General features: G+C 46.1%; 4 protein-coding genes. All 4 read left to right on the top strand.

The features are described from left to right. On the top strand, nt 1–1,154 hold a 1,154-nt coding region (locus AC3WRW_RS32815; RefSeq protein WP_492550408.1), incomplete at its 5' end, for an S-layer homology domain-containing protein. 676 nt (nt 1,155–1,830) lie between these two features. Beyond that, entirely contained in the window at nt 1,831–2,937 is a 1,107-nt protein-coding gene (locus AC3WRW_RS32820) for a slipin family protein (protein WP_492550409.1), read from the top strand. A gap of 46 nt (nt 2,938–2,983) precedes the next feature. Next, entirely contained in the window at nt 2,984–4,558 is a 1,575-nt protein-coding gene (locus AC3WRW_RS32825; RefSeq protein ID WP_492550410.1) for a limonene hydroxylase, read from the top strand. Nucleotides 4,559–4,713: 155 nt separating this feature from the next. Continuing rightward, nucleotides 4,714–5,568: an Rpn family recombination-promoting nuclease/putative transposase gene (locus tag AC3WRW_RS32830; RefSeq protein WP_492550411.1), complete on the top strand. Its 855-nt coding sequence runs from the start codon at nt 4,714–4,716 to the stop codon at nt 5,566–5,568. Nucleotides 5,569–5,800: the final 232 nt, after the last annotated feature.

A 5,800-nucleotide genomic window follows, 5' to 3' on the forward strand; every position in this document is an offset into this window, starting at 1 on the left:
GCGTAAGCGTAAGCTTACCGACGCGTGACGCTAACGGCAAAATGACTTATGCCTTCCAACCGGCTCATGTGGATATGTTGATTGATCTTGCCAAAGAAGCAAATAAGGAGCTTATACTTGATGCTACGGTTAAACAGCAGCTTGATATTACTACGGTTAGCTTCGAGGGAGACATCGCACAGAATGCAGCGAATAAGGGCAAGCCTATTGTTATCAAGGCTAACGACGTTCAGTTCAAATTTCCTGTTAACTCCTTAAGCGGGGCATACAAATTTGAAACTGTGAAGCTTACAATCGCATCTAATGATGTTCAGATATTGGGCGATTTCGCTACGGCGTCCCCGATATTAGAGTTTTCTTTAGGCGAAAAAGATAAGGCTATAACAACTTTTGATACACCGATAGAGGCTACTTTCCACTATGATCAGTCAAAAGTAACGGACGCTAGGAATCTAGGCGTGTATTGGTTGGATGAAACAACGAACACTTGGACTTATATGGGGGGCAAGATAAATGGTGACGGTACAATTACCGCTACATTGTCACACTTCTCGAAGTATGCTGTGTTGGAAAAGATAGAAACGGCCGTAAAAACATTCACGGATACCCAAGGACACTGGGCGCAAAAAGACATCGAGCAACTTGTCGGCAAAAAGATTATCGACGGTATGGATGATCAATCCTTTCAACCGGACAGCAATATGACTAGAGCGCAGTTTGTTACAATCCTCAAGAAAGCACTAAACCTGTCTGCTCAAGCAACAACCAAAGCTTTTGAAGATGTAGCTGCAGATTCATGGTATGTGGATGCTGTGAACGCTGCTTATGCTGCGAATATCGTAGGAGGAACAAGCCAGAGCACCTTCTCTCCAGAAGCTAATGTTACGCGAGAGCAACTGGCGGTCATGATAGTCAACGCGTATATGAACGTTACTGGTAAAAAACTGAACGATATTGTTTCAGATCAACCGGACGGCTATGTAGATGCAAGCAGCATGAGTGAGTGGGCTAAACAACACGTTGCAGCGGCTACAACGCTCGGATTGCTGAACGGCGTAGACGATACTCATTTTGCTCCGTCTCAAAATAGTACAAGGGCCCAAGTGGTCACAGTTGTCGTACGTATGCTGAAACAAATTAGCGACGTAAAATAAGCTTGAAATCAAATAACTCTACATCAATGATGTAGGGTTATTTGTTGTTCTCTTCTTGGTTAAATTCCTGCTTTGCTCTTTGGAGGAAATGGAAAAATTTATGCACTATCGTAATACTTCCGCCATGTTCGTTATTACGAAAATAAGCGAAGATAGAACCTGTAAGACGCATAACGTAAGGTGGTAAGCGCCAGGTGGCGTTTAATCATACATTGTTTCTTATTCGGACGGTCGTAACGAGGCGGGGATATCGAAATATCCCGCAGTGCCGTGCATGGTCTGTTACGGTATCCTGTACAATCGGATCGGTAAGAAACCCCTATTTGGGGTTCGATTCCCCAATCGCATAGTGAGCGATTCTGGTAGAATACTCGACTTCACATCGAGCGATGAACAAATTAGACCTGTTAGCGGGAACCCTCGGCCTGACTTCAAGTAGGCACTGAGAAAGCAGCTCTGCAGCCTGTGGATACCGATTCAGAGATAAAGTACTTGGCTGCATAATGGCAAGATGAGTGAGCGCGGGCTGAAATCGGGATCGCCTCGCCATCAGAAAATTTTCGTACGCAGGTACCGATCTTCGAGCCTAAAGCTTGGCTCCGCTTTTTGATCAGGAGGGTTCCCTAATAAAGGTCACAACACACCACAAAGTTTCCATGAAATGAGGAGATACATGATGTTTAAGAAAGTTATCGTTAAAGCTGACGAACGAGGATTACTGTTTAAGAAAGGCAGTTATGTTAAGCACCTGCAGCCAGGTGTTTACCGGCTCGCTCCATTTTCAGACGATGAAATTGTGCTGTTGAATGTTAGTAAACCATTTGCTGTACAGGGGAAGGATCTGAACTTATTTCTTCAGGATGAACGGTTGCTAGAGGAACTGACTGTTATCAATATTCAAGATCATGAGTACGCGCTTCATTATGAGGATGGAAAGTTCGTATCGCTTATGACAGCCGGTAAATACGCTTTCTGGAATGTGCTGAAACGGCATGACTTTACGCGAGTCGATATTCGCCAACCAGAGGTTGGTGCAGAAATAGATAGAGCCATATTGGCGAAAGTTGCAGGCTATCTTTATGTTTCTGAAGTGGCTAGTCACGAGACAGGGGTGCTTTTTTATAACAATGTCATGCAAAAGGAGCTTGCTCCAGGAAAATATTACTTCTGGAAGGGGCCAGTGGTGGCATCCATAAAAACCGTGGATTTACGGCAGCAACAGCTGGATATGACCGGTCAGGAGATGATGACGGAGGACAAGGTAACGCTTCGCTTAAACTTCGTCTGCCAGTACAAGATTATCAATCCGCTGCGTGCATTGGAAATTAAAGCTTTTGAAGATCAGGTCTATATTCTGTTGCAGCTTATTCTGCGTGAATATGTCGGGACTTTGAAGCTTGATGACCTGTTGCGGATGAAGCAAGAGATTGCGGCATTTGTACTGTCCCGTCTGAACGAAAAAAGTGAGGATTACGGGGTCAAATTCTTTTCTGCCGGCGTAAAGGATATTATTTTGCCTGGGGATATAAAAGAGATACTTAATACAGTGCTGCTAGCAGAGAAGAAAGCCCAAGCGAACTTGATTACCCGTCGAGAGGAAACGGCTTCTACTCGCAGTCTGCTGAACACAGCTAAGTTGATGGACGAGAATCAGACCCTATTCCGCTTGAAGGAGCTTGAGTTTCTCGAGAAAATTTGTGAGAAAATCGGGACGATTTCGCTCACCGGTAGAGACAATTTGTTGGAACAGTTGAATTCGCTTCTTGGGGGAGCTAGACAATAGTGGGATGCGGGCTTCATGAGGTTGAAAAAAGTATGGGAAAAAGGTGATGAAAACAATGCTTATTTTCTTCAATAAAGCGGAACGGCCTCTCTGGGAAGGCAGGCCTTCCATTTATTCATTTATACTGGAGCAAGGTGAATCCGTAGGCGGATCCCTGCCGGATGACGAAGAATTCTGGTCGGGCAGCAAGTTGAGGTGGGTAGCAGGCGGCCTGGATGGTGCTTTCGGGCACCATGCGGGGCCCGGTCAGATGACAGACGAGACACGCGAGTTGGTCAACCTGCTGGCGAAGCAATCGAGAAAGCCGAAGAATTCCATCAGAAAGACACTGTATGCTAAGCTTGTGAAAACGGATATTGGCAGCAAAATTGACGCTATTTTAGACGAGATCCGCAAACAGCCGGGCATACAGCCAGATGACTTATTCCAAGAAGCAAAATGGCTAGCCGAAAACGGTGCACACCGCAATGCCGTCAAATTCGGAATTGCGCTGCTGGGTCTTTTTCAGAACGAGCAAGTGAAGGAACTGCTTCTGACACTGGGGAGGCACGATGAATTTACGCTATATGCCGCGGTTGCGATTCGGAATGGAATGGAAGACAGCAACCAGGTTCTGTTTGAACTGGCTAAGAACGTTCATGGGTGGGGGAAAATCCATCTCGTCGAGAGACTGGAGCCTGCCACCGAGGAGATCAAAGATTGGCTGCTGCGCCAAGGCTGCCAAAACATCATCATGAACGAATACTTAGCTTGCCTTTGTGCAAGGAATGGCGGTTTGCGCGAGGCGCTCTCGGCCGATCTTGTTGATAGCGCATTGTTTGATGGGGCGACGGATATCATACAAGCGTTATTGAACGGCGGGCCGGCTGAAGACATCTACGATTACGAGTATGGTCCGCAGGTTGTGTCCGATTTCGTAAGGCTAGCCCGGGAGATAGGCTCGTCCGCTAAGCATTTGTCGGCTCTATTCAGCATTCGCGACTTTTTGGCTCAGGATGAGGAGAATTGGTCCCGGCGGATGTCGGATGGATGGACCGGGCAGTTAAGAACCGATACTAGGGATGCATGCGAATCGTTGATTGCCGAAGCCAAGTGGGTGAGCATTATCGTTGATGCAGTTAGCACCGGAGATTCGTCGGCTCGCCACTATGGTGCAGCATGTGCGGATAAGCTTGGCGTGGATATCTGGGATACGCTGTATGGTCAGCTTGCCGCAGATCCGCTGCAGGATTTTCATTACTTTCAGCTCATGAAATCGAACGACCCAAACCGTATCCGGCAATTGGTTCAATTCGCCATCGAGCATCTCCCTCTTCAGCATATTGCTTCCGGTCCCGGTGAGGAGATGGGGTTTGGCCAAGAATATGCGGCCCATCGGATTTTGGATACCATTTTGCAAAGTTTGGATCGGTTTGAGGGGATTGGTGTCGAATTGATCTTGACGGGGCTGAACAGTCCTGTAACCCGAAATCGGAATCTGGCGATTAAGGCGTTAGAAGGTTGGCATGTGGCTGCCTGGGGTGATCGGCTTATTGAAGCGGTCAATCATTTATCGCAAATAGAACCTGACAACTCGGTCAAAGAGCGGATTCATAAGCTCCGGGAAGGCAAAGGGCTCTGAACACGGGGAAAGTAACTGGAAAATCTCCTTCTAAATTGCCCGAGCGATCAATATATGAAACCACTTAGGCGTCTTTCACGTCTACGCTCTACTCCTTTTGTGGTATAATGGTAATAGAAAAATCGCTCGCATCCCCAGCCGTTGGAGTTGAAACGATGACTGAACTGTTAAAGCCGTCTGTCGATTTTGTGTTCAAAAAAATCTTTGGCAGCGAAGAAAACAAAGACGAAGTCCTGCTCAATTTCCTAAATGAAGCGTTGCGGGAAACGGAGCCGAAGCCGTTTGTCAGTCTGACGATACTTAATCCGAACATTGATAAAAATGCCGTGACCGATAAACAGTCCATCTTGGATGTCCGAGCCAAAACCGAGGATGGCAAACAGGTGAATTTGGAGATCCAGGTGAGCAACAAGTACGGTATGGCAAAGCGCAGTTTGTATTACTCGGCCAAAATGTATGGGGAGCAATTAGAGGAAGGCAAATTCTACACGACCTTACAAAAAGTCATTTCGATCAATATCTTGACCTTCAGCTACATTTCGAACGAACGCTTTCATAACATATTTCACATGAGGGAAGACCATACAGGCGAACTCTTAATCGACGACATAGAAATTCACTTTATGGAGCTGTCGAAGCTGGGGATCAAAGTCCACGAAATGGACAGCCGACTCGTAAATTGGCTGATGTTCATTAACGGCACGAATCAGGATCGATGGGAGGAATTAGCGATGGATACACCGGGCTTGAAAAAAGCGATGACGACACTGGAGTTTTTGAGCCAAGACAAAGAAGCACGGATGCTGTATGAGATGCGGAAAAAAGCGCTGCTGGATGAGCAGTCTGCATTGGACTATGTGGAGTCCAGGGGCAGAGAGGAAGGAAAGGCTGCTAGAGATAAAGAGATTGTAGCTAACATGCTGCAAAAAGGTTTATCGATCTCACTCATTGCCGAAGTAACGGGCTTGTCCGAAGCGGAAATTGAGTTGTTAGGCAAACAGATGCACTAAAAGCGAAGCACCGTGGTTTCAACGACGGGTTATTATTAAATAAAGAAAACACTATATACCATACTGATGTTTTCTGAAAAGGACCAGAGCCACCGCTCTGGTCTTCTTTTTTTGCACTTATTTTTCGGATAAGGAATGTGAAAGAAAATAACGGTGTTGTATTGCAGAGTCGATGGTTGTTATTATAACTAGAAGAATATCCTGAATTTGTAAACTGGTGATATAATAAGAG

This window comes from Paenibacillus sp. FW126-R14 (assembly GCF_058789495.1).